At 39.0% G+C, this 25,726-nt stretch carries 23 protein-coding genes and 3 pseudogenes; 7 read left to right on the top strand and 19 right to left on the bottom strand.

The features are described 5' to 3' along the window. Positions 1–25: 25 nt before the first annotated feature. The 10 genes from NST85_RS07225 to NST85_RS07180 form a co-directional block, all read right to left on the bottom strand. On the bottom strand, positions 26–2,353 hold the full coding sequence (locus NST85_RS07225) for a glycoside hydrolase family 66 protein (protein WP_341188961.1): 2,328 nt from the start codon (positions 2,351–2,353) through the stop codon (positions 26–28). Between the two features lie 62 nt (positions 2,354–2,415). Beyond that, positions 2,416–4,059 (bottom strand): glycoside hydrolase family 13 protein, encoded by a 1,644-nt coding sequence (locus tag NST85_RS07220; protein ID WP_127192143.1) that lies wholly within the window; start codon positions 4,057–4,059, stop codon positions 2,416–2,418. 8 nt (positions 4,060–4,067) lie between these two features. Beyond that, positions 4,068–4,901, bottom strand: a complete 834-nt coding sequence (locus NST85_RS07215) for a carbohydrate ABC transporter permease (protein ID WP_127192013.1) — start codon at positions 4,899–4,901, stop codon at positions 4,068–4,070. Positions 4,902–4,917: 16 nt separating this feature from the next. After that, positions 4,918–5,862 (bottom strand): carbohydrate ABC transporter permease, encoded by a 945-nt coding sequence (locus NST85_RS07210; protein WP_127192014.1) that lies wholly within the window; start codon positions 5,860–5,862, stop codon positions 4,918–4,920. 33 nt (positions 5,863–5,895) lie between these two features. Next, positions 5,896–7,167 (bottom strand): extracellular solute-binding protein, encoded by a 1,272-nt coding sequence (locus NST85_RS07205; RefSeq protein ID WP_170220170.1) that lies wholly within the window; start codon positions 7,165–7,167, stop codon positions 5,896–5,898. Between the two features lie 205 nt (positions 7,168–7,372). After that, on the bottom strand, positions 7,373–8,377 hold the full coding sequence (locus NST85_RS07200; protein WP_127192016.1) for a LacI family DNA-binding transcriptional regulator: 1,005 nt from the start codon (positions 8,375–8,377) through the stop codon (positions 7,373–7,375). A gap of 299 nt (positions 8,378–8,676) precedes the next feature. Further along, positions 8,677–9,483: a phosphonate ABC transporter, permease protein PhnE gene (phnE, locus tag NST85_RS07195; protein ID WP_127192144.1), complete on the bottom strand. Its 807-nt coding sequence runs from the start codon at positions 9,481–9,483 to the stop codon at positions 8,677–8,679. Positions 9,484–9,494: 11 nt separating this feature from the next. Then, positions 9,495–10,310, bottom strand: a complete 816-nt coding sequence (phnE, locus tag NST85_RS07190; RefSeq protein WP_127192017.1) for a phosphonate ABC transporter, permease protein PhnE — start codon at positions 10,308–10,310, stop codon at positions 9,495–9,497. Further along, the gene (gene phnC, locus NST85_RS07185) at positions 10,285–11,070 is read right to left on the bottom strand and encodes a phosphonate ABC transporter ATP-binding protein (protein WP_341188960.1); all 786 of its coding nucleotides are present in this window, start codon (positions 11,068–11,070) and stop codon (positions 10,285–10,287) included. The genes phnE (NST85_RS07190) and phnC overlap by 26 nt, the downstream gene beginning before the upstream one ends. A 77-nt stretch (positions 11,071–11,147) precedes the next feature. Continuing rightward, positions 11,148–12,170, bottom strand: coding sequence for a phosphate/phosphite/phosphonate ABC transporter substrate-binding protein (locus tag NST85_RS07180; RefSeq protein WP_341188959.1), 1,023 nt, complete (start codon positions 12,168–12,170; stop codon positions 11,148–11,150). Between the two features lie 134 nt (positions 12,171–12,304). Between NST85_RS07180 and NST85_RS07175 the strand changes: the two genes are divergently transcribed. Continuing rightward, positions 12,305–13,861, top strand: a complete 1,557-nt coding sequence (locus NST85_RS07175) for a bifunctional metallophosphatase/5'-nucleotidase (RefSeq protein ID WP_246054041.1) — start codon at positions 12,305–12,307, stop codon at positions 13,859–13,861. Between the two features lie 85 nt (positions 13,862–13,946). Here the strand turns inward: NST85_RS07175 and NST85_RS07170 are convergent, their stop codons facing one another. Then, entirely contained in the window at positions 13,947–15,356 is a 1,410-nt protein-coding gene (locus NST85_RS07170) for a glycoside hydrolase family 1 protein (RefSeq protein WP_127192019.1), read from the bottom strand. Positions 15,357–15,516: 160 nt separating this feature from the next. Between NST85_RS07170 and NST85_RS07165 the strand changes: the two are divergent. After that, positions 15,517–15,808: pseudogene (locus NST85_RS07165) on the top strand (VOC family protein). 409 nt (positions 15,809–16,217) lie between these two features. Here the strand turns inward: NST85_RS07165 and NST85_RS07160 are convergent. Then, positions 16,218–16,943, bottom strand: a complete 726-nt coding sequence (locus tag NST85_RS07160) for a hypothetical protein (protein WP_127192020.1) — start codon at positions 16,941–16,943, stop codon at positions 16,218–16,220. Positions 16,944–17,051: 108 nt separating this feature from the next. On the opposite strand from NST85_RS07160, the gene NST85_RS07155 reads away from it, so the two are divergent. Next, positions 17,052–17,300, top strand: coding sequence for a hypothetical protein (locus tag NST85_RS07155; protein WP_341188958.1), 249 nt, complete (start codon positions 17,052–17,054; stop codon positions 17,298–17,300). Positions 17,301–17,550: 250 nt separating this feature from the next. Then, positions 17,551–17,700 (top strand): hypothetical protein, encoded by a 150-nt coding sequence (locus NST85_RS07150; RefSeq protein ID WP_170220171.1) that lies wholly within the window; start codon positions 17,551–17,553, stop codon positions 17,698–17,700. A gap of 182 nt (positions 17,701–17,882) precedes the next feature. Here NST85_RS07150 and NST85_RS07145 read toward each other — a convergent pair whose 3' ends face one another. Both NST85_RS07145 and NST85_RS07140 read right to left on the bottom strand, forming a co-directional pair. Next, on the bottom strand, positions 17,883–18,788 hold the full coding sequence (locus NST85_RS07145) for an IS3 family transposase (RefSeq protein WP_246054466.1): 906 nt from the start codon (positions 18,786–18,788) through the stop codon (positions 17,883–17,885). Then, the gene (locus NST85_RS07140; protein WP_246054465.1) at positions 18,785–19,201 is read right to left on the bottom strand and encodes an HTH domain-containing protein; all 417 of its coding nucleotides are present in this window, start codon (positions 19,199–19,201) and stop codon (positions 18,785–18,787) included. The genes NST85_RS07145 and NST85_RS07140 overlap by 4 nt, the downstream gene beginning before the upstream one ends. Positions 19,202–19,443: 242 nt before the next feature. Here NST85_RS07140 and NST85_RS07135 point away from each other — a divergent pair, with 242 nt between their 5' ends. Next, the gene (locus NST85_RS07135) at positions 19,444–19,635 is read left to right on the top strand and encodes a hypothetical protein (RefSeq protein ID WP_445671150.1); all 192 of its coding nucleotides are present in this window, start codon (positions 19,444–19,446) and stop codon (positions 19,633–19,635) included. A 138-nt stretch (positions 19,636–19,773) separates the two neighbouring features. Here the strand turns inward: NST85_RS07135 and NST85_RS29280 are convergent. From NST85_RS29280 to NST85_RS07125, 3 genes and pseudogenes are all read right to left on the bottom strand, one after another. After that, positions 19,774–19,911: pseudogene (locus NST85_RS29280) on the bottom strand (IS256 family transposase); the annotation flags it as partial. A gap of 234 nt (positions 19,912–20,145) precedes the next feature. Continuing rightward, a complete protein-coding gene (locus NST85_RS07130) occupies positions 20,146–20,274 on the bottom strand; it encodes a hypothetical protein (protein ID WP_341188957.1) in 129 nt (42 codons plus the stop codon). Between the two features lie 219 nt (positions 20,275–20,493). Then, a complete protein-coding gene (locus NST85_RS07125) occupies positions 20,494–21,306 on the bottom strand; it encodes an MBL fold metallo-hydrolase (RefSeq protein ID WP_127192022.1) in 813 nt (270 codons plus the stop codon). Positions 21,307–21,871: 565 nt separating this feature from the next. On the opposite strand from NST85_RS07125, the gene NST85_RS07120 reads away from it, so the two are divergent. Further along, positions 21,872–22,513, top strand: coding sequence for a lysoplasmalogenase (locus NST85_RS07120; protein WP_341188956.1), 642 nt, complete (start codon positions 21,872–21,874; stop codon positions 22,511–22,513). Between the two features lie 82 nt (positions 22,514–22,595). Here NST85_RS07120 and NST85_RS07115 read toward each other — a convergent pair whose 3' ends face one another. Further along, on the bottom strand, positions 22,596–23,804 hold the full coding sequence (locus NST85_RS07115; RefSeq protein ID WP_341188955.1) for an MFS transporter: 1,209 nt from the start codon (positions 23,802–23,804) through the stop codon (positions 22,596–22,598). Positions 23,805–24,067: 263 nt separating this feature from the next. Continuing rightward, a pseudogene (locus NST85_RS07110) lies at positions 24,068–24,223 on the bottom strand (DinB family protein); the annotation flags it as partial. A gap of 184 nt (positions 24,224–24,407) precedes the next feature. On the opposite strand from NST85_RS07110, the gene NST85_RS07105 reads away from it, so the two are divergent. After that, entirely contained in the window at positions 24,408–25,385 is a 978-nt protein-coding gene (locus NST85_RS07105; RefSeq protein WP_127192026.1) for a tRNA dihydrouridine synthase, read from the top strand. Positions 25,386–25,726 lie beyond the last annotated feature (341 nt).

Here is a 25,726-nt window from a genome sequence, read left to right as displayed (position 1 = left end):
GTATCCCTTAACTGTATAAACCTATCTATTCAACTTTTTTCAGTTCGATCTTTTCGATCTCAAGATTAGAGCCTAAAATGCTCTCATGGTGAATTGTGATCTTCAGTCGTCCGTTTCTAACTCGCACTTCTTGTGTGATAGTATCTGTAGATTCTGCGACTGGCAAATCGACGAACACATTCGGATAACCTGTTCCTGTTAATTCTAAACGCGAGATATGCGCCTTCATCCCATACTGCTTACCCGTAAAACTTACTTCATATATACCGTCTTCTAATTCGGTCACCGTTTGGTCAATACTTTGTGCGAAATGTAACCCTTCAAAGTTAACTTTTCCTTCTTTTACTTCTGCAACATCATTGTATAAGTTCCAATGATCTAGTCCATTTTTGAAATCGCCATTGGCTAGTTCGCCTTCTGTTTCGAAAAGGTCGACTTTACCAATACTTTCGTTATTTTCAGAAGCGGGTGCCTCTGCTTCAGAAAAGAACACCATGTTCCAATATTCTAACGAAGGTACAGTCAATTCCACAAAAGACCCATTTGTATCAGATCCTTTTGTAAAATCAAGTTTGTGTGAACGAGAATCGTAGGCTGGATCCGGTGAAGTCACCCAAGCCGATTGAATATTTCTCTCTGAATAGTACTTCACTTTAACATCCGTCAGCATACGAGGCGTGTCTTTCTCGCCTTCATTCGCACGCCAATCGTTGGTACTCACATCGACTAAATTAATCATTTGCATGGTATCATATTTAGCATCCGATTTGCTGTAAGCCCAGATCGTTTGCGCTTGACCATCGATACTTGTATCGTAATTCGCTATTTCGATGAGATTTCCATTATCCTCTTGCCCATCTCGCAATAAGTTTTGATAGGCAACGATGAAATCTTGTAACGCAGACTGTCTTTTTACATGTTCCGGTGTCATATATAAATTTTTATATGGGAAATACTCATTCGAGAGCATGTTCTCCCCATCACCTAATTCAATCCGTGATCCCCCGGCTGCGTATACAGCAGCATCTGTTAACAACACGGAGGACATATTAAACGGCACGCTTGAATTTCGTTCCGCATAATCATATTCCATGTAGGCAGGGATAATTAAAGACTTGCCGCCACTTTCTTGTCTGGATTGATCAATTTCTCGTTTTAATCCCATATAGGTGTCATATTGATTTCCTTCACTGTCGTGATCCCAAGGCCACATTTCTGTATACAGCACGTCTACCTTCGATTTATTAACATTCTCAATCCCTTGAGCACCTACAGGGTTAAAAGCTAGGTATTTATCTTCTCCCAACATGTCTTTGGCTTTATTCAAAAATTCCGTATAGCCATCTTTGACATATAGGGTTTCAGCTTCATTGCCACGATGTTCATTCGTCCACATTTTACCCCATTCTCCGACTGTATCTCCATGCCATCCGTCAAAACCCATCGTATGAATGGCTTCAATATTTTTCTTAATGATAAAATCTTGCCATTCTTCATTCTCGATATCAAAGAAGTATAAATCGGATTGACCGGACGGGCTTGCTCCCATATGGAATGTAAAGCGATCTCCTTTGGCTTTGCCAGGTCCACCATGATTTTCTGCATACCATAGACCCCATTCGTCTTTCACACCAAAATCCGCAAAATTATTAGTTGCTGCGTAAATCATATTGTAGGACATGTTGACCATATTACGGTCCTTTGCTGCAGAAATATATTCTTTGACCGTCTGTCCTGAAATCTTTCTTCCCGCCCAATCTTCCCATTCCATAGAACCGTCGGCCGGAACAGGTTGATGATGCAGGTACTTCCAGTCATAGTATTCAATTGCATTGAGACGGAAATCTTTAAGTGTTTCCATCACTTTTTCCGTATCTACTTTGTCGTTATATTCCGTCACATAGCCATAACGAGGAAACTTCGTCCAGTCGGAAGAGACATCGACACCCATCGTTTCGGAAGCCACCCTGTTACCTTTGTTATCTTTCATTTGGAAATCAAACAAGTAACCTTTGTAATCCTCATTTGGAGCTGTCCATGGGATTTCAATATTCGTAGATTCATGGCCAGCGACTGAAAAATTCCCTTCAATCGCTTCACCCACTTGTTGTTCCAGGTGACTAACGGTTAATGTATATTTCCCTTTCACATTCTTATCCGTTACATTTTCTAATTTAACGATTACTTTTACTTCAGCATTGGGATCATACATAGCTTTATCTGTTGTTAATTGAATAATTTGCAAACCATTCTTATCTAATTGACCCTTATCTGACACATTTCCACATCCTGACACTAAACCTATTGTTAATAAACAAGCTGAAACGATACTCACGATTTTGAGCAATCTCATACTCTACCTCCAAGATTTACTTATGAAAAGAGCTCACACAAAGAACATGTGAGCTTTAACATTTAAACCCTTACAGCAAATATCTCATACGGCTTTAACGTCACAGATTTCACAACAATTTCTTGACGATTGTAGTTACTTATAATGATTTCTGTGACCTCTTCATCCACTGAAAATTCATTCTTCTGCGAAGAAATATTAGCAACGATTAGCCATCTTTGGCCATCATATTTACGATAGTATGCAAACACATCTTCAGGCGTATGTTCGATCAGCTCAAAATCTCCCCACACGATAATCGGATTATGTTGACGAAGCTGGATTAAACGTCGATACGTATGGAAAATAGAATCTTTATTCTCCAGGTTATGTTTTACATTGATCTGTTTATAATTTGGATTCACATGTAACCAAGGAGTTCCTATCGTAAACCCGGCATTGTCACTGTCATCCCATTGGATCGGTGTACGTGCATTGTCTCGCCCTTTTGCGTTAATGGATGCAATGATATCTTCCACCGCATACCCATTCGCTAAGCGATCATGATACATATTCACTGATTCTATATCTTCAACTTCATCAATCGTTGTGACGGGATAATTGGTCATGCCAATTTCTTCGCCTTGATAAATGTAAGGGGTACCCTTCATCATGTGCAAGAGAACGGCAAACATTTTGGCACTTTGATCATGGAATTGTTGATCATTACCCCATCTCGATACAATACGAGGTAGGTCATGGTTATTCCAGAATAGACTATTCCAGCCTTCGTCACCCAATGACGTTTGCCACTTCACTAAAACCCTCTTCAAGTCTGCAACACGCAGCGGCTTTAAATCCCACTTCTCTTTACCTTCTTGTTGATCCAAACTTACATGTTCGAATTGGAACACCATAGATAGCTCTTTTCGTTTGGGATCAGAATAAAGTTTTGCAATTTCAGGTGTTGCGCCCCATGTTTCGCCTACAGTAAGAACATCATGAGAACCAAAGGTTGTTTGATTCATTTCTTGAAGGTAATCGTGTAATTTCGGACCATTCCCCGTAATTTCTTGATCAGGGATTTTTCCGACTAAATCAATCACATCCATACGGAAGCCCCCAACACCTTTATCCAACCAAAAATTCATCATATCGTAGATTTCTTGACGAACTTTTTCATTTTCCCAGTTCAAATCTGGCTGGCGCTTGCTAAATAAATGTAAGAAATACTGTCCGCTTGCTTCATCTAATTCCCACGCAGAACCACTGAATGTAGAAGTTAAACCATTAGGAGCTCCTCCATCTACAGGATCACGCCAGATATAGTAATCGCGGTATTCGTTATCTCGACTTTTTCTAGCTTCGATAAACCATTTGTGTTCATCCGATGTATGATTTACGACTAAGTCCATGATCATTTTAATACCTGCATCATTAGCTTTCGTGATTAATTCTTCCATATCTTCCATCGTTCCGAATTCATCCATAATATCTTGATAGTCACTAATATCGTAACCATTATCGTCATTAGGGGATTTATAGACGGGTGATAACCAAATCGCAGTAATTCCTAAGTATTTCAAGTAATCAATACGATTAATTATTCCTCTTAAATCGCCAATCCCATCTCCATCACTATCCTGAAAACTTCGTGGATATATTTGGTATACCACAGCAGTCTGCCACCATTTCACTTCTTTTTCTACAGTTATGGTCTCTCTCATCATTTCCATTATCCTTTCACACCACCATCATCAGTTTCTTTAATAAAGTATTTTTGGAACGTAATATAAATAATCAGAATTGGAATCAAAGCAATGAGTGCGGCTGCAAATACAAGGCCCCATTGGGTTGCATTTTGTCCTTGAAACAAGCGAATCGCAATCGGTAAAGTACGTTTGGAGGCCGTCTTAATGATTGTTAACGCCGCGAAGAATTCATCCCATGTCCCCATGAACGATAGAATAGCTAACGTCGCAATCGAAGGTCGACATAACGGTAGAATGATTCGACTGAACACGGTAAAGCGACTTCCCCCGTCAATCATGACGGATTCTTCATAATCATTCGGTAATTGTTCAATAAACCCTTTGAGAAAATAGGTGTTTCCCGCTATACCACCACTAATATAGAGTAAAATTAGCCCACGGTAAGTATCGATTAAATTCAAACCGTTCAATACCGTATATTGAGATACTAAGGCAAGTACGGCTGGAATCATCATCGAGAACAGATACACATTAAAAATTACATTTCTACCCCGGAAGCGTAGCTTCGCAAATCCATAAGCGGAGGCTGTTGAAATCGCAAGTGTTAACACCATCGTTACTAATGAAACAAACAAACTGTTTAAGAAGTAACGCGAGAAACTATTGGATGTCCACGCAGAAACAAAATTACCTGTATAGAATTCTTTTGGTATCAAAATAGGAGGGTTTGGCATCGTATAAGTATCTTTCGTTAAAGCAGTCGCCAGCATATATAGGAAAGGCATGATAGCAAGAATGGATGCCCCTATAAGCAATACTTGTAGACCTAGTTGCATTGCTATTTTTTTCTTTTTCATAGGTATTCCATCCTTTCTATTGCCCTTCTTTAAATGCTCTACGTTGAATTAGTGTAATTCCAATGACCACGATTCCCATTACAATAGATACTGCTGATGCATAACCAAACTTGAATTGTGAGAACGCCTGCGAATACATGTAACTATTCAGCGTCTCCGTCTTACCCATAGGACCTCCACCGGTGATCATAATCACTTGAATCATAATGCCGAATGCACCAATGGTTAGTTGAACGATCGAATAGATGGTTGTTTCTTTAAGTAACGGGATGGTAATTTTAAAGAAAGTTTGAATCGCATTCGCACCTTCGATTTTCGCTACTTCGTACATACTTTTGGGTACGGATTGAAGAGCAGCTGTGTAAATAATCATGACCCAACCCACGCCTTTCCAAATACACAAAGCCCAAATTACGATATTTGCAGTAGTCGCATTTTGTAACCAAGCAATGGGAGTATCAATCAGATTCGCCTGGATAAGTGCATAGTTAACTAGCGCGCCTTTTGTATCTTGAAAAATATACTTAAATAAAACTGATACAACGATCCAACTCGAAATAACCGGAATATAGAGCAAAATCTTGTAGAGAAGACGACCTCGAGTAAGATTATGAATGAGGGTTGCGAGCATCACACCTAGGATCAGCTGTCCGGGGACGGTTATGATAACCGCCCACAGACTGTTTTTAAAAGCTACCCAGAAATATTTACTTTCACCCAAAGCACCATCTGAAATGAACATCGTTCTAAAGTTTTCTAGTCCAATAAATCTACTTGGCTGACCGGGGAGGATATTGTACTCTGTAAAAGCCATATAGAAGTTTTTGACTTGTGGATACAATACGAATACCAAGAATAGTACAACACCAATACCTGTGAATAGCCACGCATCTCTTGTCTCAGACCAGCTGTATTTATTTTTTTTCGAGTTTAATTTCTTTAATCGATCTGAAAACTCCATGGCTTGGTCCTCCTTTTAGTTCTTTAATGCTCTTTATTTTGCTAACAATGCATCCACTTGTTTTGCTGCATCATCTAATAGGGCTTTTGGTGTTTCATCTGTTTTAATGGCTGCTTCAAATGCTTTTGTGATGACGTTATTGATTACAGTCCATTCTGGTGATGGTACACGAGATACAGCCGTCTTCAATTGTTCCATGTAAAGACTCAACATTTCATCGTTCTTAACAAATTCTTTTTCTCCCGTTTTTGTATTAACAGGCATCATGCGTAGTTCTTCACCAAATATGGTCTGCGCTTCATCAGAAGCTAAAAATTTAGCAAATGTGAATGCTGCTTCTTTATGTTTACTAGAGTTGAAGATAACCGTATTTTCTCCACCGTTGGTTTCGATACTGCCCGCTGATCCTGCAGGAAATAATGCAAATTCCATGTTATCTTTTACATCTTGATTGGCAGATGCGAACCATGGGCCATCATCAATCATCATGTAGTTATCACCTTTGAAGCCTTCCCAAGAACCCAAGCCACCTTCAAATGACTTACCAATCAATCCTTCTTTATTCCAAGCTACTAATTGTTCAAGCGCTTTCACACTTGAGTCACTATTTAAATGACCTGTTGCTTTCGTGTAATCTTCATTTGTATACGTTCCACCAAGGGAGAAGAAGTATGGCATCGTTCCCCAAACCTCGATATTTTGTGGAGCAAAGCCAAATGTTTCATCATTCGTGATTTTTTTAGCAGCTTCAACTAATTCATCAAATGTTTTTGGTGCTTCCGTCAACCCAGCTTTATCTAAAAGTTTTTTATTATAAATTGCAATTTTGGTGTTGGTGTCGAGTGGTAAACCATAGTATTTTCCATTATAGAAGTTAGAAGACATGGGACCTTCGAACATCTCACTCTTGATCTCATCAAATCCTTCATATCCATCCAGTGGCTCTAGAGCACCAAGCTTGGCATATCTAGGAACATCTACAATATCCATACGAGCTAAGTCAGGCGCACTACTTCCCGAAACAGCTTGTACTAATTGCTGATTGAACTCATCACCAGCTGGCATACGCGTTGCATCAATCTTGATGTTGGGATGCTCTTCATTAAATTTCGCAATGACTTTCTTTTCAAATACTTCTGTTTCTACATCACTAAAGGTATGCCACATCGTTAAAGTGAATTTTTCGTCACTAGGAACATTATTATTGTCTGAAACGGATGGACTATTATCACTGCCACAAGCTGTAACCATACTCATTAACAATGCCGTTGAAGCAAATAGTGCTAATATTTTTCTATTCTTCATAAAATATTTCCTCCAATTTATCTTTTGTTTATGCAGTTTAGTCTTAAACTCAGTGATTGAAAGCATTAATTAGATTACGTAAACCTATTACAGTAAATTTTGTCTAATGCCTTTATGGTCAATCATTTTTTCTCCTTTCAGATATGTTATTTTGGGTAGATTCAGATTAAGTAAACGTTTACGTAATTTATAAAAAAATATCTTTTTAAGATATTTTTTTTACGGACTGACGAACAACCAATTCATGTGGAATAACTTCTGACTCAATATTAGTTTTATTTTGAATCGAACCTATCAATTTCAAACAGCCTTCTTTCCCCATTTTATAAAAGGGTTGTGCTACGGTTGTAAGGGGAGGGATCGACATATAAGAAACAGTAGAATTATCATATCCTACTAATGAAATATCATTAGGTACGCTAATACCATTCTCAAAACAAATTGAAATGATACCTAAAGCAGCTTCATCACTTGCACAGAATACTGCTGTAATAGGAGCTTTATCCTCAATAAATTGCTGCATTGCTGATTTACCTGACTCAAAACTAAAATCCCCAGCCTTAATTAGATTCAAGTCTACTTTTATCCCATGATCTGTTAAAGCTTGAATGTATCCATTAATTCTTGGTGTTCCTGCTATAGGATCCACAGGATTAGCTCCTGCCATACCAATGACTCGATGGTTATTCTCAATGAGATAATTTACGGCTGTATAAGCAGCACTAAAATCATCAACTTTGATGTAAGGTGTATCCTCACGATTTGTTTTTGTAGAGAGCAAGATAAAGGGAATGTCGAGAGACGTCAATGATTCTATCTCTGCTTCGTGTAATTCGACAGAAACAATAATGATTCCATCTACCCTGCGTTCCCCCATTAAATTCAAACTCTCATTAATTCGGCAACCATTAATACCTGCATGGGTTAATATAACGCTGTATCCGTACTCATAAGAAGCATCTTCTATACCATTTACAATGTCACCATAAAAATTCGTAGCAACATCAGGCATAATCACACCGATTATGTTTGTTGATTTTTGCACCAGACTCCTGGCACTTTCATTTTTTCTATATCCTAATGCTTTTGCCACAGCCATAACTTTTTTCTCGGTTTCTTCATTGTATCCGCCAAGATTATTAATTACTCGAGAAACTGTTGCGGTTGATACACCAGCAACCCTTCCAATATCCTTAATAGTAGCAGCCATATATCCACCCCTCATAAGTAAACGTTTACTTATTTTAAAAGGCAATAGAAATAATCTATAATTCACCTTTGGTTAAACGTTTACGTAACATAGATTACCACCCTTCTTTTTTTTTGTCAATATGTTTAAAGCGCTTTTTTTCACCAGTCCATGCGATGGACATTAGAGGTTTGTATAGATAACGGGTTCTTTTAACTCATCGTTCCGAAAAACTCTCATAATCAAAAAAAACGCCTCCAAGGAGTTCTAAAGAACCCATGAAATGCGTCTTATATAGGTTTGCTCAACGTGATTATCTATTATCCATTTACTAATTTATTGCGAACTTTATTCGAAACATATTCCACAATTAAAATCAGTACAATAAGACCAATTAGGATAGATCCTACCTCCGGCCAGCGATACGCATTCATCGCAAAAATAAGTGGGGCACCTATCCCTCCTGCTCCAACTATTCCGAGAATAGCAGCATCACGCAGATTCATATCAAATCGATAAATAACGATGGACGTAAACAAAGCAGATAATTGTGGTAAGATACCATAACGAATTTTCTCCATTGTGGTACAACCAATGGATTCCATGGATTCAAGCACCGATGTATCTAACTCTTCAATAACATCAACATATAGCTTAGATAACATGCCGACACTTATTAAAGACATCGTGAGTACACCTGTAAATGGTCCTTGCCCTGTCACACGAATGAACATTAATCCATACACAATTGCTGGAATTGTCCGAATAATAATTAATAAGAAGCGAACAACAAAGGCTACTGGTTTCGGCACAATATTGGACGCCGATAGAAAAGCAAGCGGAATAGCTATCACTGCCCCAACAATCGTTCCTAAAAAGGCGATTGCCATAGTTTCAAGCAATAAATATAAGACACCGCCTGTAGTCAAGTTAAACAGCAGTCCCGTATCTGGTTGAACTAGTCCCATTAGAATATTCTTCGCGATGGAAAATCCATTTTCTGTTATATTATCCAATTGCACTGCTGATGTTGACCACAAAAAAATAATGAGGACTATCACAGTGATTATAAACTTAGGCAGACGACGGTTAGTGGCTTTTTGTAATTGTTGGTCTATAGTATTCATCATTTCTTCACCTACATCAGTTTCTTTCGGAAATATTCACTGAGCGTCTCAATCACGAAAACTGTACAAACAAGCATCAACAAAATCATGCCTACATTCGCATAGTTTCTCCATCCAAGACTCTCATTTAACAATAAGCCAATTCCACCTGCACCAACGTATCCTAATATAGAAGCATACCGAACATTACCTTCGAAACAGAACAATGATGTCGATAAATAGTTAGGTAACACTTGTGGAAATATGGCATATCGGAACGACTGAATCGTCGTTAAACCCATCGCATTCATGGCCTCATAAGCACCCATATTCGCATTTTCGATCTGCTCGTAGAGCAATTTACCTATATAAGCAATCGTAAACAAGAAGATCGCAACGGTTCCTGCCATTGTTCCTAACCCAAAAATAAAGGTAGCGATCAGTGCTACAACTAAAGTCGGTAAGGTTCGCAGTATACTCAGTATAAATTTCGTAACAGCAGGAATCCAACGACTGCGATTAATATTGCTTGCTGCTAACATCGCTATTGGCAATGCAACAATGGCACCAAGCACAGAACCGAATAAAGACATTTTTATGGTTGCAACTAATGGTTCCCAAAGTTTTGGCATATACTCCCATGTTGGGGGGACCATATCTTTTAAAATGAAAAAGAACTGATTAATTCGTTTAGCCAATCTTTGCAGGTCAAAATCTGTGATTTGTACGGAAATATAGATCAGCACAATAAAAGCTAATATTGTGATCGGTGTCATCGATCGTTTTTGGATCACAACTTTACCATTGGGAAGCTCTATTGTTTTAGGTGGAAACAGCTTCGTTAGCATGGCTAGTGCTGCCTCCTTTATCTACTTGACCATTGTAAATAAGCTGTAGCACTTGATCGTTCACATCTTGAGAAGGACCATCATATTCAATTTCACCGGCCCGTATTCCGATGACACGTGTGGCATAAGCCAATGCTAATTCGACATGATGAATATTAATAATTACGGTCATATTCATCTCTTGGTTAATTCGTCTGAAATCTTCCATTACTTGATTGGCAGTAACCGGATCTAAGGAAGCTACCGGTTCATCTGCTAGAATAATCCCCGGGTTCTGTGCTAGTGTTCTTGCCAAAGCAACACGTTGCTGTTGTCCTCCAGATAATTGATCTACACGTACGTAAGCCTTATCTAGAATGCCGACTTGATCTAGCGACATCAGTGCTCTTTTCTTCTCATCAACTGTAAATATCCCTAACGTCTTACGCCAAAACGGCATTTCAGGTACGAACGCTACGAGTACATTATTAATAACGGAAATTCTTGTCACTAAGTTAAAGGATTGAAAGATCATTCCGATCTTTCGACGCAACTGACGGATACCTTTTCCTTTGAGCTTACTAATCTCTACACCCTCAACCGTCAATGTACCTTCCGAAATATCATGCATTCGATTAATGCAACGTAATAATGTTGACTTACCAGCGCCTGACAAACCTATAATGGCAACATATTCACCCTGCTTAATTTTCAAATTGATATCTTTCAATGCTACTAATCCGTTCAGATATTGCTTCTGTACCTGCTTAAATTCAATCATATACGTACTCCAATCAGTGAAAAATGAGAACATGACAACATGTTCCCATTTTTAGTAAATTTAAGTTGTTAGAATGATTATTTTAATTGTTGTACTAGTTCTTGCGCTTTACGTTCATTGTCATAATCAGTATCCTTTGCTTCTTGGTAACCGCCATGACTATAAATAGCTATTACCTCTTTACCTTCATCCGTATTGCCAATATTGATAAAAGCTTGTTGTAATGCAGCTTTTAAACTCTCATCCATGATTTCAGAGTTTTTGCTTACACTTACTGTATCGTTATAGATCGCTGGCATTACACCGATTAGATCAGTTTCATCCCAAATGGAAGCTTTGCGATCAAATTCAGTTGTCCAAGTTGCTTCATAATCACGACGAGCATCTGCATAAGTAACAAGCACATCGGTTTGACCAGCAGCAAGACGAGCAAATGCACTTGCATATGAATCCGCCTGTACGACTTTAGATAGATCAGTGATTGTTTTACCAAAATTCTCTTTCAGCCATAGCGCCGGATAAATGTAACCAGCTGGTGATGAGGATGACATAACGTTCCAAGAAACATTATCTAAATCCTCAAATGTCAGTGCTTCACCATTATTTACTTTTGCAGCTAATGCTTTTCCCTTCTCAGAAGGACCAGCGACAAGGATTGCACGATAAGAAGTCGCTTGATTGGTGGTTGCTTCTGTAGGTTCATTCTTATTCCAATCCACAGGGTTATCAGAATCATTACTTAACCCAGCACGAGTTGCAGTTAGAATAACCTCTGCTCCATCATCATACAGAACATAAGTACCACCCGGTATCAACCCAACATCGACTGTACCCGCAGATAATCCTTCACCAACACCTTCATAACTTGTGCCAACCATAATATCAACTTCACCTACATCATAACCAAGCCCTGCAAGTTCTTTCGTTAGTAATGCTTTTAGAGGCTCGGTCGCTGTAACGATTTCTGCTGGATCACGTGATGGTACGAATCCTACAGATAGCTTCTTAATTTCTTTATTAGATGTTCCTTCTTTTGTGGCATTTCCAGCATTATTGGTAGATTCCCCATTACCACAAGCAGCTAATACAAATAAAAGCAATAATGATACACTTAACAATCCCAATTTTGATATTGTTAAACCATTTATTTCAAACAATTCATTTGATAAATTGACATCCTACACTCTATTGACCTTATAATAAAATACTATTAAAAAATTAAGAGGTGTAACTTGTGTCTACAGAACAAATTCAAATACTCGTAACAAGTGATGTCCATGGATATCTCATGCCTACAACTTACCGTGGTATAACCGAACCCGTTGGTCTTGCTAAAGCCGCGAGCCTCATTGAAAACTTACGACAACAACGTCCGACCATATTGATTGATAATGGAGACCTTATTCAAGGAAGTCCTTTAACGTATTACCATCAAAGATTTCACCCTGAACAGTCCAACCCCATCATCAATGCTGCGAATGCGCTTCGCTATGATTTAGCCATATTTGGCAATCACGAATTTAATTACGGTTTACCTGTATTAGAGAACACGATTCAAGCTTCACAATTTCCCTGGCTATCAGCCAATATATATACCAAAGACGGATCAACCTGGATGCAGCCTTATGTTATTCAAGAAGTTGCAGGTATTCGAATCGGCATCATTGGCATCACTACTCAACTTGTCCCTTTATGGGAGGACCCTAGTCATATTGAGGGCTTGATATTTGAGGATTCCTTTGAAAGTGCTAAAAAGTGGTTGGGTATTATGAAAGAACAGGAGAACGTTGATATTACTGTAATATGCTATCATGGGGGCTTTGCTCATGATCTAACATCAGGTAGCTTACTTGAGCCAGATACAGGGGAAAATGTAGGCTATCGCATGTGTAAAGAGCTAGATTTCGATATTATGATTACAGGGCACCAACACCGTGAAATATGCACCCAAGCATTCGGGAAATCGATCGTACAGCCAGGAACCAAAGCTGTCTGCATAGCTGGAATTACCATCGATGTGGAGATGATCAACGGTACAATATCATCTATTCAGCATGAGCCTAACTTATATTATGTGGATGATCAGACACCGCTTGATGAGCGAGTAGTACGTGAAGCTCAGGAAATGCATGATTTAACGGAACAATGGTTAGATGAACCGATTGGCCACATTCATGGAAATCTGCGATATAACAATGCTTTTGATGTAAGACTACACAAACATCCCTATATTGAATTTTTACAACATGTACAAATGCATGTGACGAATGCGCCCATTTCCTGCACATCTCTATTTCATGATCAACCAGGCGGATTTAATGAACAAGTAACGATGCGTGATATTGTCACGAATTATATTTATCCCAACACGTTGAAAGTACTGCAGGTGACGGGGCAGCATATTCATGATGCTCTTGAACAGTGTGCATCCTATTTCACCATTCAAGATGGTCAATTAACAATTGATCCCTCTTTCCTTCACCCAAAAGCACAGCCATATAACTATGATATGTGGGAAGGAATTGAGTATGTGATAGATGTGCGACAGCCCGTTGGTCATCGTATCTTGAGCATCAACTATCAAGGGAAACCATTAGATATGCATGGCAGTTACGAAGTGGCTATGAATAATTATCGAGCAACCGGCGCTGGAAATTTTCCGTACTTCGCAGACTGTCCCGTCGTAAAAGATATTCAGACCGATATGACAGAAATTATTGCTGATTATTTCGCTGAATTCCCTGTAATACAAGCTACTTGCGTACCGAACTGGAAAGTTATATGGGAATAATTCACACGTTCCTTTATTAACACCCATACTGGGCGCACGACAAAAAGAGCATCTCATTCGATGAATGAGATGCTCTTCATTTACTTTACAGCTCTTCTCCTCGCGTCTCAATAATATGCTTATACCAATGATACGACAGCTTCTTCTTACGGTTTAAGTTATTATTATGATCCACGTAAATAAATCCGTACTGCTTTTTATACCCATTTAACCAACTTAATAGATCAATCACTGACCATGCGTAATACCCTTTTAAATGAATACCTTCTTCAATTGCACGCTTAATCACTTGTAAGTGTTGCTCTATATATTTAATACGAGGAACATCCACTACTTCGCCATCAATAATCGGATCCTCATCACCAAGACCATTTTCTGTTACGTACATTTTAACATCACCATAGCGCTCTTTTAACATATGCAGTCCGTCTAGAAATCCTTGAGGTGAGATTTCCCATCCCCATCTTGTATATGTTTTATCTTCCATTTTTACGGTCCGATAAAAACCATCAAAGGACGGGAGGCCTGGAGTTAGAGTAGATGTTTCTCTTGAATGTTCCATAGATGAAACAGCTTCGTGATTTTTTGCTACTCGAATCGGCTGGTAATAATTAAGTCCTATAAAATCATTCTTTCCGGCATTCCTTTTTAACGTTGCTAGTTCTTCTTCTGTCCAACTTGGCGTCCAGCCTTTCTCCTGAAGTTGCCGAGCCACATACGTCGGATATTCTCCTTTTAAAATAGGGTCATAATACCAGAAGGTTTCATATTCATTGGCATGTCTGGCGGCTAATACATTCTCTTTGTTATCATCTACGCTGTAAGCCGGTAAGAACACATGTGTAATACCAATTTCACCGTAATGATTCAATGCCTTATAAACTTCTACGGCTTTGGCATGTGCATAAAATACGTAATGTGTCGCTTGAAAATACTTCTTCTCATCGTTTTGGATACCAGGAGGATGTGCCCCTTTTAAATAACCTAGTCCGCAAAACATAACCGTTTCATTAAAAGTAATCCAATGTTTGACGCGGTCACCAAATGACCGAAAACAAATTTCCGCATACTGGACGAAGGCTTCAGCTGTTCGCTTATTCGTCCATCCCCCATCTTCCTCAAGTGTCAGAGGCAAATCCCAGTGATACAGCGTAACAAATGGAACAATCCCATATTTTAAACATTCATTAATTACATCATTATAAAATTCCAAGCCTTTTTCATTGACTTCTCCGTCTCCTGTTGGCAAAATACGTGCCCATGAAATCGAGAATCGGTACGACTCAAGTCCCATCTCGGCCATTAATTTAATATCTTCTTTATATCGATGATAATGATCTATCGCTACATCTCCGTTTGTGCCCTCATACGTTTTCCCAGGAATCTTTGAAAAGACATCCCAATTCGTTAACCCTTTACCGTCTTCATTCCATGCTCCTTCTATTTGATAAGAAGCCGATGCTGCTCCAAATAAAAAATCATGTGGAAACTTCATTTATAAATCCTCCATTTTTATGCCAATTCATATAATTCATTACTATGTATTTAGCTTATAGGTACAAATCACAACGAGAATGTACACTTATTATCGACATTTAACAAATGGACTATACCAATTCATCCCAGCAGTTCAGTAAACTATCAGACACTCTTAAATTAGGAATGAGTTCAATGGGGAAGTTTATGTTGATGTAAATAACCAGAACGAGTTGTCAAAATTTTGGACAGAAAAAGCAGGGTTCTCCTCTGAGACAGATACCGGTAATTAGTTTCAAAGACGTCGCCTGAAGTCAATCTGGGAACCCCTTCATTATTGTATTTTTCGGATGACCTTAATCAAATATATAAAGATTTTTCAGATAAAAAAATAACCCTCGGAGAAATTTCAATGTGCCTGATGGAAGAGTATTTAACTTTGCTGATGTTGCTATAATAGAAAAAAAGTAATCAATAAAAATATATTATAGCAGGGTTTCCTTTAATAGAAGCCTTTTTCACTAAGAAACAAGATTGAGCATAAATCGATTTTGACTAAGAATACTGTCAGTTCTCAATATTCAGTTACAACTAAAGGAGGCTTCTCATGAAGTTTAATTACGTATGATGAGTTGGTGGTCAATTGTGGTCAGCGATGTGTCTAGATATATTAAAACGCCCTTCTCCATCAGCTCTCCTCACTTCCATAAGCCAGCCATAAGTTTCTCATCCAGGACTACTCATATACTGGAGAGTTAGGTATTTCTAAATCAATACTGTAAAGCGAAGTATTTATGTTTATATCTATGTCGCCGCAAATAAAACTAAACAAGCTGACTCCGGTTGAGACCGAAGCCAGCTTGTCGGGTAGGATTTTTTATCAAATTCCAAAAGTAATATTGTAGCCCTGGGGACCAGTATCATATCTATTGTAACTATCACCGCCAAGTGTAAATCCAAAAAACTTAAGATCTACACCCATGGATTCTGTAGTTGTTGTCTTAAACACAACAGTACCCGTTGTTGTCATTTTGTTACAAGGAAATTTGTTTGTTGATCCAGTTGGAACGGTAGTAGCGTGAGGAGATTCTAGATCGAAGTTTCCGCTTCCAGCAATAGGAGACCAGTAGGTATCCTCTACAGAGTTAATTTGGGCAAAGGAACCTTCCTGCCAGCATGTATAAACAGTGTAAAGTCTTGCACCTGCAAAATGCTTATCGTTATAACCTTTATCATAAAATGTTTGATAAGTAGTTCTCGAAGTATACGTCCCAGAAATTTTAGGGGTCACTCCTCCAGCAAGTTTATTTGGAGTGGCTTTGTACTCAACGATTTCCCCATAATCTGTAACAATCTTTCCTGTTAATTTTTCTATAACTATTACTTTAACACCATTATCAATCTCTTCTCTCACAAAATTGTATAATTTCGGACTATAAGGTGTTTCAATTGTAAAACCTTCTAATTTCAGTTTATATACCACTTTTCCATTCTTCTCAGTTGCTCCTATTGGATTGTCAATACTCTTTGCAGATGCCCCCATTACTGAACATAGAAGTAACAATACAGCAAGACTTAGTGAAAAAAATAACTTACTATTCCTCATTTATACAATTCCTCCTTTTTTTGTATAATTAAATACAAAATATAACATCTAATAGATTTATTGTAAATACAAAAATAATATGTTACTCTTAACCCAGTCAAATATTTTATGAAGGGAATGGATAAATTGGATGATTCCGAGATTGATTACAAACAGCAATTAATCAATGTAGCTAATCAAGTTAGTAATGTCAGTTCAACGGTTAGTAGTGGTTCATATCAAATATCGAGTAATATTAATAAAGTAGACAATAGTCTAGGTACCACTAATCTTCTTTTATTTATTTTAATTATAGTTATAGCTTTCAATACTTTAGTTAAATGGAAAATCGCTACAAAAAAAGAACAGGGAAAATAGTATTTTATTGCTTCTTAAATTCACTTATAATTATGCTTACTGTATACAACATTGACCTTATGGTGATTCTCAAAATGAATTTTACACTTAATCATTTTGCAGAATTATCTTATTCAAGCAAATATCGGTACGGTTACCTTGACTATAACCCGTAGGATAGACACTCAAAGTGTCCTACGGGTCATTTTTCTTTTAATCAAGATATTGAATAGCTAGAGATGGGGTATGATCATAAACGGGGGGAATACTAATGAGTAGATTGTATCGGAGAATGCAATCACGTAAGCACCAGCATTTAAGATTGCAGCAGCTACCCGTACAAGGAAGGTCAAACTCCACGGGAGACATTCCTTCGATCCGCTTTGACTTGACTATCATAAATAGCATCTATATAAATTAATAAAATTACGAATAAGGGTAGTGGCACGCTCTTAAGAAGCTGAATATTCACTTCGAGGATACTCTCAAAAACTATGTTCACAGAAAATGTGGCGTTTTTGTGACTTGCTATATAAAAAAGGACCCCAAGGGGTCTCTGAACTGTGACCTTATTTGTAGACAGTTCTGAAAAAGAGCCTTTCGTTAGGCAGTCAACAGATGACTTCTGAATTCATCAGGAGTCATCTGTTTTAATGTCCACTGGTAACGCTCCGTATTGTAATATTCCATATAGTCATTTACTCGAACTCGTAATTCCTGAATGGTCGTACACGATTTATACTCTAGCTCATCCTTCATATGACCGAAGAATGTCTCCATCGAGGCATTATCCCAGCAATTCCCTTTGCGGGACATGGACTGCTTAATGCCAGCCTTATTGACGAGAAGATGAAACTTTGGGTGAGTATAATGCATCCCTTGGTCAGAGTGTAAAATGGCCTCAGGATGAATATTGCTATCCAGTCGATCCAGCAACCTTTCCATAGTCCGTTCCACTAGCGATAGGGCCAAAGAGGAGGAGAGATAATGAGCCAAAACTTGTCTCGTCGATCCATCCTTCACCACGGACAGATAGGCACATTGTCCATGCCCATAGTGCATATAGGTTATATCCGTCAGCAGTACCTTCTCAGGCTCTCCTTGGTCAAACTCACGCTTTAGTAGATTTGGACATGTTTGGTGCTCTTTTGTAGCTTTCGCCATCTTACGATAGGGATTGGCTTGCCGAATCGTAGCAATAAGGTTATATTTTCGCATTAATCTTCGAATCTTCTTGTGGTTCATGACAACGCTGCTCTTCCGTTCAAGTCTCATCTTCACTACTAAGGCTCCAGCTTTACCATTCAAATCGTCAAAGTGCTTTTGGATAAGGAAAGCGTCACGCTCATCTGCTTCCTCTCGTAACTGTCTGGATTCCTCAGCCGCAAGCCAGCGGTAATAACCGCTTAAACTCACATGGGCCAACTTGCATAGGTAGCGCGTCATACGCTGTAGGCCGTGCTTGCGGATGGTGTGGTTAATGATCTGGAAGCGCTCGGAGGGTGTCAACGTTTCCTCAGCATTTTCTGCTTTTCGAGCGCCTCGAGCTTTTTTAAAAAGTCATTCTCCATCTCAAGTAGCTTGATTCGTGCTTCCGCACGTTTTAGTTTTTCTTCGGTGGAGAGTTCTCCTGCAGGTCTTCTGCCCGTAGATCCTTTTCCCCGATGATTCTCAAGCAGTCCATCTTCTCCATGAGCCTGGTAAGAATTACGCCAACGGTTTAGGCAATGCTTGGGTTTCTTACGACCGATAATATCCATATTAAATCCGGCTTTGAGGAAAATCTCCATCGGGGTTTGTCCCTCTTTATAGGCCTTAACTGCTGCAAGTTTAAACGTAGGTGAATACGTAATACTCTTCTCCGTCACGTTCTCGACATTTGGATTCCCCTCTAGCTGTTTAATCTCATTTTCGTTGAACATCTTTAAATCACCTCTCGTTTTATTGATGAGTTCTTCCACGGTTTTGTTTCAATAGTTCGATTAAAACACAAATGACCCGTAAGAGGGTCACTTTTTTCAAAGTTTCCATCTTACGGGTCACAGTTCACTCCCAGGCTGTCGAGACTTTCTCGACAGCCTTCTTTATGACCTAATTATTTAAGACGACACCGCGTTAACGTTGTATAATATAGGTAACTATTATAGAACGGATGGTATTCTACATGCTACGTTCCAACCGAGAAAAACAACAAGTCTACGAGTTTGATTCCATGGAAGATTTGGTCCCGCAAGATCATTTGCTGCGCAAAGTAGATAAACATATCGACTTTTCCTTTATCGATGAACAAGTTCGGCCCTTGTATTGTGCGGATAATGGACGACTGAGATTGACCCTGTTGTTTTATTTAAGATGATATTTCTCGAATACTTTTATGGCATTGGTAGCGTCAAGAAGTTTGTGTAAGCTTGGTAGAGGTATCTCTTCGGATTGTTAAGTGGTGATGTTCTTTGGGGTGGGGAGAAGCCCCACCCCAAAGAACACCCAACCTTAGTTACGCTTGCATAAGTGAAGCTGGATAACGTGTCTCAAACATCTCGTTCAATTTCTTCCTAACCTCCAGATCTCCAAACCCACGAATGACTCGTTCCGCAAAACGTTCGTTGTAGTACATGACGTCGAGGTAGGTCAAATTATGTTGTATGTAAATAACCAGGATGAGTCAGCAATTTTTAATGCGAGGATAGCTAAATTCTATGTACTCAGCATGAATGGATCAGATCATCCTTTTAATCGTATACAACAACCCCAGTGCCTATGTAGCATTGGGGTTGTTGTTACTGAATCAGTATTCGTTTTGCAAAGCTTTCTATCAAGTGCTTTTTTTATTCTTATTTATTACCTTTTTCTACATAATCCATATCATTTACTCAACTGTGTACTTGCCATCATCATATATTATCTTTGATATATTCGCATTAGCAAGTCCAGCTTCCAGTTCATCTAGAGATTCTGGTTCTATTGAATAGAATAATAATGCCATGAGTGATTCCATGAGATACTACCGAAACATCTTCAGCATTTTCTGCCGTTTGCTTGTATCAATTCTTTTATTGGTATCAAGCAAAATATCAACATCAAAAATTTCCATAAACTCATTTATACTCATATTATTTGCTTCTGCAAGATCAGCTTAAAAATGTGAAGCATAGAACCAGTAAGACAACCACGGACATCACAGCAATAACTTCAATTCATGAGTGTAGACCTGGATTCATATATCCAGTTGCATCCCATCAAATGCAACTATAATACCTTTCGGTTCAAAAATTTGCATCAAATCTTCATGTAGCAGATGGGCATTATGAGAGAAATGAGTTACCACGATTTTCCCTTCCACTTTCATAACATTATTCTGGGCCAACCAATCCCGTGTTTTTAGTGTATCCTTGACATTCATATGACCGTCGCATTGTTCGGCATTCCCCGTTGTACATTCCAGAATGGCAAGATCCAGCTTCTTCCCTTTCAACCAGTCCCAAGTCTGTTCAGGAAACCAACCACTGTCGTGACCATAAAATATAGTTTTGCCGTCCTTCTCTATTATGTACAATAAACAAGTTTCTTTAGGATCATGCTTGGCAAGCAATGGGGTAATCGTAGCTGTTTGTGCTTGTACGGTTTCAAACGGTTTCAAGTTGTGGAATTGGAAGCGATGCGATTCCGTGGCGAGCAATTGACTGCAGTGCTTAATAGGCAAGTCATGACCATACAGATGGAGCTCTTCCTCTTCAATAAATTGGGCATAACCAAACGCACGAATCAGTAAATCTTCAGGGTACAAATGATCGGAATGTGAATGTGTAAATAATAAATCACGAACCTTATCCATATCAACAGAATCACGGATGGAATGATGTAAGGTATCCGCCGGAAAGTCGATCTTTAGCACCTCATCAATCAAGACCGAAGTCCGTGTACGAATATTTTTCCCGCCAAGTACTTTGGCTTGCTTACAAGTCTCGCAATGGCAGAATAAAGAAGGAATTCCTTCAAATGCAGCTGTTCCATGAAAGTGAATTTTCATAAAAATTACCCCCTTGTAATAGAGTACAACAGGACGTTAGTCCTGCTGTTCTCCCTGAGTCATACTTTAAACTGGCTCACCTAATATTTGCATCATCCAAATACTGCAACCATTGCTTCTTATATTCGTCTTGAATCTTATCTAAACCTGCTTTGTTTTGCCTTTTCCATAAATATTCTCAGGCCACCCTCAACATCATCTACAAGACTAACATTCAGTGGATATAGATATTGTTTTCAAATTGTTCGACTGCCACTCTCTCTGCTTAAAATGGCAAGTACAGCATCGAAGCTCTTATCAAATATCAGTTCTCAAGAAATACAAAAACGAAGTACAAAACAAGAATACCTCATTAAAAAAGTACATCAAATTATTGAACAAGACTATTGCAATTCCAACCTGTGCTAAAATTCAATAGCAGACGAGTTCTCGATGTCTCCAATTCATTTGAGCCGGTTAATTAAACATTAACCACAAATGCACTATCTGATATAATTAGCGAAATGCGGATGAATAAAGCCACAGAGCTGCTAACTTTAAATCAAATATGCCGGGGGTATGAATAATGAAACGGTGGTTACCTGCAGCAATTCTGGTGATGGGGCTTGTTTATATTTTTGGGAGCTCTGCACTAATTTATAAATTAATTCCGATGTGGCTAATTCTGATTCATGCTTATTTACAGAAACCAAGTGTAAAAGATTTATATTCTTTAATTACACTTATCGGTTTATTCTTCTGTATGCTTGGTGACGGTCTTCTTCAATGGTTTATGATTGGACTGTCTGCATTTCTAATTGGTCATCTATTCTATACCGCGGCATTCATCACAAGATGGCAATTCTCTTGGTTAAGATTCCTGACTATCATTCCAATTCTTATATTTAGTGGGTTTATGGGATACCAGCTATATCATGCTCTAATAGATTCAGGTGACGGAGGATTAGTCATTCCCGTATTTATTTATCTCGTTGCTATTGCTTCGATGGGTTGGTTCTCTATTATGACAGGTAATAAATGGGCCATATTGGGTAGTTTATTGTTCATCACTTCAGACTCCATTTTATCCTGGAATATGTTTGTTTCAGATGTCGCCTATTCAGGTCCAATCATTATGTCAACCTATTACACCGCTCAATTCCTTATTAGTAAAAGCATAGGGCATGATAAGGTCAATTCCTATCATCAAAAGGACGTAGTAGCTTAATAACAGACGAAGAACCAAAGGCAAAGTGACACTTGCGCATGCTTCAAGTGCCACTTTGCCTTTGGTATTTTCGTTTACAACCTCACCCATTGGTATGATGTTGAACATTCGCCGTCGTTTGCCCTGGATGATCCAACCTACTGCATATCACCGCAATTGAACATGCCCCTATCGCCATAATGGCAGCAGCTATTGGAAGAGAGGTTAAGCCTCCATGCCGGACAACCACTCCACCAATAGCGGATCCTCCTGCGATTCCCACATTAGAGGCAACTGGATTCAACGATGCGGCAAGGTCCTTCGTTCTTGGTGCGAACTGCTTGGCCAAATCGATCAAATAGAGCTGTGCTGGTGCGCTCACAATACTCGACATTGTGGCTAGCACCATGAGTACGACCATTCCTAAAATTGGGATCGATGCGGTCATACTAAAGACGATATAGACTACCGTTTGTATAAGAAATACGAATCTTAGCTTGCTTACCGCATTCCCCGACGCAATCTTACCTCCTAGCCAGTTGCTAACAATCGTGGCAATCCCATATACCAGCAGCACACCGCTGACCGAACTCTTAGGAATATTCATCACTTGTTCCAGTAACGGTGTAATGTATGTATACATAACAAATACGGCACCCACAGCCATAACCGGAATAAAGAAAGCAAGAATGATGCGTCCATTCGTGAGCAGTTCGAACTGATCCTTGAGCGAGCTAGGCACAGGTTTCGGTAGTCCGCGTGGAATATACATATAATTTAGTACAATAGCAATTCCAGCTAATATTCCATTTAGAACAAATGCAGCCGGCCAAGTGAAAAACTGCCCTACTAATGTGCCAATCGGCACACCAAGCACGTTCGCAATCGCGAAACCACTCAGAATAGTAGCAATCCCTTTGCCTCTCTTGTCAGGGTCAACCACTTCGCTAGCTATCGTAATTGCTACAGACAGGACAAAGCCACACAGTACGGCTGTAACTATTCTCGTCACCAGTAGCATACTGTAAGATCCGGCTACAGCACTCCACAAATTCAGTAGCAGAATCAATACAAGAGTTACAAGAATCGTGATCCGTTTCGGAACACGGCTGCACAAGGACATCATTAGAGGTGTGCCAATCGCGTAAGAGATCGCGAAGCCTGATACCAATCCCCCGGCTGTCGCTAGCGTAACTCCAAGACTCGCGGATATTTCCGAGAGTAAGCCAACAATAATATACTCCGTCGTACCCAGAATAAAAGCCATAAACGTAAACGAGAAAATCAATGCGTTCTGTCGTGTTGTTTTCATGGTGCTCCCCTACCCATTTTTCTCTATATTTAAAAGAACATGCAATACTCATATTACTCATTTAGGCTATGTTGAGCAATCCTATTTTTCGTGCTCTTTCTTCCAGACATAATAAAAGAGCCTACGGATTCGCAGACTCTTACTTGGAATATTTCCGTTTGCGTATACGTTGTTGATTCGGAAGGGATTTAAAAAAAACAAGCGAGTCCATCCTTCAGAACGGCTCGCTCGGTTCAAACAGATATTGTATTAGCAAGCAGAGCTTACTGCATCTCTTTCGTCGGTCCCATCACGCCCGGCACCGTTAGGCCCGCCTGACGGAGCAATACCGTCATTTGACCACGATGATGTGTCTGATGATCGATGAGCATCCGCAAAAACTTGCCTCTGATCATCTTGCCTCCAAAAACGTTGATTTCTTACCTAAGCCAGCTCCAACAAATCCCTTGTATCAGCGTTCCTCAAACTTATGACATAATACCGCCCATGATATTAGGTGAGATTCTGTGCATCAAACGAAAAGAAATGATACTATGTATGATGGATAAAGGACTTCGCAATTGCTAAAAATCTTTTTTAGATGTTGCAACAGGAGGAGATAAAATGAGTAACGAACAGAACTTTTGGCTTGATTTACCGAAGCCATTTTTTATATTAGCGCCAATGGAAGATGTCACAGATGTTGTATTTCGTCACGTCATTAGTGAAGCTGCAAAACCCGACGTATTTTTCACGGAATTCACAAATACAGAAAGTTATTGTCACCCTGAAGGAAGACATAGTGTCCGTGGTCGGTTAACATTCACAGAAGATGAGCAACCGATTGTCGCTCATATTTGGGGCGATAAACCAGCATTTTTTGAACAGATGAGTATTGATATGAAAAAACTTGGTTTTCGTGGTATCGATTTAAACATGGGATGCCCAGCACCCAACGTCGCGCCCAACGGAAAAGGTGCTGGATTAATACAACGTCCTGAAGTTGCAGCAGAAATTATCCAAGCAGCAAAAGTAGGTGGATTACCAGTTAGTGTTAAAACAAGATTAGGTTACACTAATATTGACGAGTGGCGCAATTGGTTAGAACATTTATTTAAACAAGATATTGCGAATCTTTCCATTCACCTTCGTACAAAAAAAGAGATGAGTAAAGTAGATGCACACTGGGAGTTAATCCCTGAAATAAAAAAATTACGAGATGAAATTGCTCCAAATACGTTGTTAACTATTAATGGAGATATTCCTGACCGCGCAACAGGATTAAAATTAGTAGAACAATACGGCGTTGATGGTGTCATGATTGGCCGCGGTATTTTCACCAATCCATTTGCTTTTGAAAAAGATCATAAAGAACATAGCGCGAAGGATTTTCTCAATTTACTACTTTTACAGTTGGATCTTCACGATAAATATTCCATAGAAACCGAACCACGTCTATTTAAACCACTTCTTCGCTTTTTCAAAATCTATGTTCGTGGATTTAGAGGTGCAAACGAACTAAGAATCCAATTAATGGATACCTCTTCAACAGATGAAGTACGTCGTTTAGTAAAACGTGTTTTAGATGAAGAATTAGATTGAGACATACCCACCTTTTCCAGAATCCAAGTATTTAGACTTCACTCCGAAATGTTTGCGAAATCAATACGACTACATCAAAAATAATGAGAGACCTCCCAAAAGTTCAATGAACTCATGAAAGGTCTCTGATTATTGCGCTCCCTTCGCTAGAAGGGCTTTTATATAACTGTCTTTCTTCTTTTGTACGTCTATCGAGACAAAATGAGGAAGGACGAAATAACCCTATGACTCTATGTATTTCTTGCAACTATTTAGTTTCAAAAACTGTTCGCAGATGTCCAATCTGTGGAAGAAATTACGGCAAATTAAGTTGGCTTCGAGAGAGTCGAACATTTAATTTT

It is taken from the genome of Paenibacillus sp. FSL K6-2524, from assembly GCF_038005525.1.
Lineage (GTDB): Bacteria > Bacillota > Bacilli > Paenibacillales > Paenibacillaceae > Fontibacillus > Fontibacillus anaericanus.
This window is presented reverse-complemented; position numbering and strand designations above follow the sequence as displayed.

What these genes read in the sequence shown, in the direction of transcription:
- NST85_RS07225 (WP_341188961.1), bottom strand. Translation starts at nt 2,353, where the DNA reads ATGAGATTGCTCAAAATCGTGAGTATCGTTTCAGCTTGTTTATTAACA.
- NST85_RS07220 (WP_127192143.1), bottom strand. Translation starts at nt 4,059, where the DNA reads ATGAGAGAGACCATAACTGTAGAAAAAGAAGTGAAATGGTGGCAGACT.
- NST85_RS07215 (WP_127192013.1), bottom strand. Translation starts at nt 4,901, where the DNA reads ATGAAAAAGAAAAAAATAGCAATGCAACTAGGTCTACAAGTATTGCTT.
- NST85_RS07210 (WP_127192014.1), bottom strand. Translation starts at nt 5,862, where the DNA reads ATGGAGTTTTCAGATCGATTAAAGAAATTAAACTCGAAAAAAAATAAA.
- NST85_RS07205 (WP_170220170.1), bottom strand. Translation starts at nt 7,167, where the DNA reads ATGAAGAATAGAAAAATATTAGCACTATTTGCTTCAACGGCATTGTTA.
- NST85_RS07200 (WP_127192016.1), bottom strand. Translation starts at nt 8,377, where the DNA reads ATGGCTGCTACTATTAAGGATATTGGAAGGGTTGCTGGTGTATCAACC.
- phnE (WP_127192144.1), bottom strand. Translation starts at nt 9,483, where the DNA reads ATGAATACTATAGACCAACAATTACAAAAAGCCACTAACCGTCGTCTG.
- phnE (WP_127192017.1), bottom strand. Translation starts at nt 10,310, where the DNA reads ATGCTAACGAAGCTGTTTCCACCTAAAACAATAGAGCTTCCCAATGGT.
- phnC (WP_341188960.1), bottom strand. Translation starts at nt 11,070, where the DNA reads ATGATTGAATTTAAGCAGGTACAGAAGCAATATCTGAACGGATTAGTA.
- NST85_RS07170 (WP_127192019.1), bottom strand. Translation starts at nt 15,356, where the DNA reads ATGAAGTTTCCACATGATTTTTTATTTGGAGCAGCATCGGCTTCTTAT.
- NST85_RS07160 (WP_127192020.1), bottom strand. Translation starts at nt 16,943, where the DNA reads ATGAGGAATAGTAAGTTATTTTTTTCACTAAGTCTTGCTGTATTGTTA.
- NST85_RS07155 (WP_341188958.1), top strand. Translation starts at nt 17,052, where the DNA reads ATGAAGGGAATGGATAAATTGGATGATTCCGAGATTGATTACAAACAG.
- NST85_RS07150 (WP_170220171.1), top strand. Translation starts at nt 17,551, where the DNA reads ATGAGTAGATTGTATCGGAGAATGCAATCACGTAAGCACCAGCATTTA.
- NST85_RS07140 (WP_246054465.1), bottom strand. Translation starts at nt 19,201, where the DNA reads ATGTTCAACGAAAATGAGATTAAACAGCTAGAGGGGAATCCAAATGTC.
- NST85_RS07135 (WP_445671150.1), top strand. Translation starts at nt 19,444, where the DNA reads ATGCTACGTTCCAACCGAGAAAAACAACAAGTCTACGAGTTTGATTCC.
- NST85_RS07130 (WP_341188957.1), bottom strand. Translation starts at nt 20,274, where the DNA reads ATGGAATCACTCATGGCATTATTATTCTATTCAATAGAACCAGAATCT.
- NST85_RS07125 (WP_127192022.1), bottom strand. Translation starts at nt 21,306, where the DNA reads ATGAAAATTCACTTTCATGGAACAGCTGCATTTGAAGGAATTCCTTCT.
- NST85_RS07120 (WP_341188956.1), top strand. Translation starts at nt 21,872, where the DNA reads ATGAAACGGTGGTTACCTGCAGCAATTCTGGTGATGGGGCTTGTTTAT.
- NST85_RS07115 (WP_341188955.1), bottom strand. Translation starts at nt 23,804, where the DNA reads ATGAAAACAACACGACAGAACGCATTGATTTTCTCGTTTACGTTTATG.
- NST85_RS07105 (WP_127192026.1), top strand. Translation starts at nt 24,408, where the DNA reads ATGAGTAACGAACAGAACTTTTGGCTTGATTTACCGAAGCCATTTTTT.